At 44.2% G+C, this 2,483-nt stretch carries 1 protein-coding gene and 1 pseudogene; both read right to left on the bottom strand.

Annotated features, from left to right (window positions below; genetic code table 11):
* Positions 1 to 1,870: elongation factor G (fusA, locus tag MED222_RS00765; protein WP_009848939.1), on the bottom strand; the 1,870-nt coding region annotated here is incomplete at its 3' end.
* 166 nt (positions 1,871 to 2,036) lie between these two features.
* Positions 2,037 to 2,483 (bottom strand): annotated as a pseudogene (rpsG, locus tag MED222_RS00770) (30S ribosomal protein S7); the annotation flags it as partial.

Below are 2,483 nucleotides of genomic sequence, written 5' to 3'. Positions count from 1 at the left end.
CACCCATCCAGTCTTCTGGAGTAGTTACTTCAACTTTCATCATAGGCTCAAGCAAAACTGGTTGCGCTTCTAGTGCACCTGTTCTGAAAGCCATAGAGGCAGCGATTGTAAACGCCATCTCACTTGAATCTACTTCATGGTAAGAACCATCATATAGTGTAGCTTTGATATCCAAAACTGGATAGCCCGCTAATACACCATTGTTCATTTGCTCTTCAACGCCTTTAGCGACAGAGGTAATGAACTCTTTTGGCACGATACCATTGGCAATTTCATCTACGAAGACAAAGCCTTCACCGGCTTCTGATGGTTCCAGTTTCAGCCACACGTGACCGTACTGTCCTTTACCACCATGTTCGCGGATAAATTTACCTTCAGCTTTCGCTGTACCACGAATGGTTTCACGATAAGCAACTTGCGGATTACCAACGTTGCAGTTCACACTGAATTCACGCTTCATGCGGTCAACGATGATATCTAAGTGCAGTTCACCCATACCAGAGATTAGTGTCTGGCCAGTCTCGTCATCCGTTTCAACACGGAACGATGGATCTTCTGCCGCTAGCTTACCTAACGCGATAGTCATTTTATCTTGATCAGCTTGAGAGCGAGGCTCTACAACGATCTGAATAACTGGATCTGGGAATTCCATACGTTCAAGAACAATTTTATGGTTCTGATCACATAGAGTTTCACCAGTAGTAACATCTTTAAGGCCGATAATGGCTGCGATGTCACCTGCTCGTACTTCTTTTACTTCTTCACGCTTGTTTGAGTGCATTTGAACAATGCGCCCTAAACGTTCACGTTGTTTCTTCACAGAGTTGTAAGCTGTTTTACCGCTTTCAACAACACCAGAGTAAACACGGATGAAAGTTAAAGTACCAACAAATGGGTCTGTTGCAATTTTAAATGCTAGCGCTGAGAACGGTTCTTTGTCGTCTGCATGACGCTCTGCTTCGTTCTCGTCTTCATCGATACCTTTAATTGCAGGTACATCGACAGGAGAAGGAAGGAAGTCAACAACTGCATCTAGAACAGCTTGTACACCTTTATTTTTGAATGCACTACCACATGTAGCAAGTACGATTTCATTATTAAGGGTACGAGTACGAAGACCTTGTTTGATTTCAGCTTCTGTTAGTTCACCTTCTTCAAGGTACTTATCCATCAGCTCTTCATTTGCTTCTGCAGCAGCTTCAACAAGTTCTGTACGATATTCTTCAGCCATTTCTTGCATGTCTGCAGGAATATCTTCGTACGTGAAAGTCATGCCTTGGTCAGCTTCGTTCCAGTTAATCGCCTTCATCTTGATAAGATCGACAACGCCTTGGAAGTTTTCTTCAGCACCAATGTTCAGTTGAATTGGAACAGGAGTTGCGCCTAGGCGATCCTTGATCTGTTCAACTACACGCAAGAAGTCTGCGCCTGTACGGTCCATTTTATTAACGAAAACCATACGTGGAACTTGGTATTTATCAGCTTGACGCCATACAGTCTCTGACTGAGGTTCAACACCAGATGAGCCACAGAACACAACAACTGCACCATCAAGTACACGCAGAGAACGTTCTACTTCGATTGTGAAGTCAACGTGCCCCGGAGTGTCGATGATATTAATACGGTGGTCAGAGTACTGAGCTTCCATACCACGCCAAAACGTAGTAGTTGCTGCTGAAGTGATCGTAATACCGCGCTCTTGCTCTTGCTCCATCCAATCCATGGTTGCTGCACCATCGTGAACTTCGCCGATTTTGTGAGAAAGACCGGTATAGAACAGAATACGTTCACTTGTGGTTGTTTTACCTGCATCTACGTGAGCAACGATACCGATATTACGGTATTGCTCAATAGGAGTTTTACGAGCCACGGTTGAATCCTCTTATTAGAGACTTAGGGACTATTGCTATGTCTAGATTATGCGCTAGAAGCGATACTTCGCTAAAAAGTGCTTGCCCTAGAAATAGCAATAGTTCCTAGCATAAGCATAGGAACTAAAGAAGTGCTGCAAGGAAACTTGCAGCACTAAAAAGGTATTACCAGCGGTAATGTGCGAACGCTTTGTTTGCGTCAGCCATACGGTGAACGTCTTCACGTTTCTTAACCGAAGTACCTTTGTTCTCAGACGCGTCTAGCATTTCAGCAGCTAGGCGTTGAGCCATAGATTTTTCACCACGCTTACGCGCAGCTTCAACTACCCAACGCATAGCAAGAGCGTTACGGCGAACCGGACGAACTTCTACAGGTACTTGGTAAGTTGAACCACCCACACGGCGAGATTTAACTTCTACCGCTGGACGAACATTTTCAAGAGCTTCTTCAAATACAGCTAAGTGATCTTTACCAGATTTCTCAGCCATAACTTCTAGTGCAGTGTAAACAATCTTCTCTGCAGTAGATTTTTTTCCGTCAACCATAAGGATGTTAACGAATTTTGCCAGCAGCTCAGATTGAACTTAGGATCTGGAAGGATCTTACGCTGG

Source organism: Vibrio sp. MED222, from assembly GCF_000153005.1.
GTDB lineage: Bacteria > Pseudomonadota > Gammaproteobacteria > Enterobacterales > Vibrionaceae > Vibrio > Vibrio tasmaniensis_A.
Note: the sequence above shows the minus strand (reverse complement) of the source record. Positions and strands in the feature narration are given on the sequence as shown.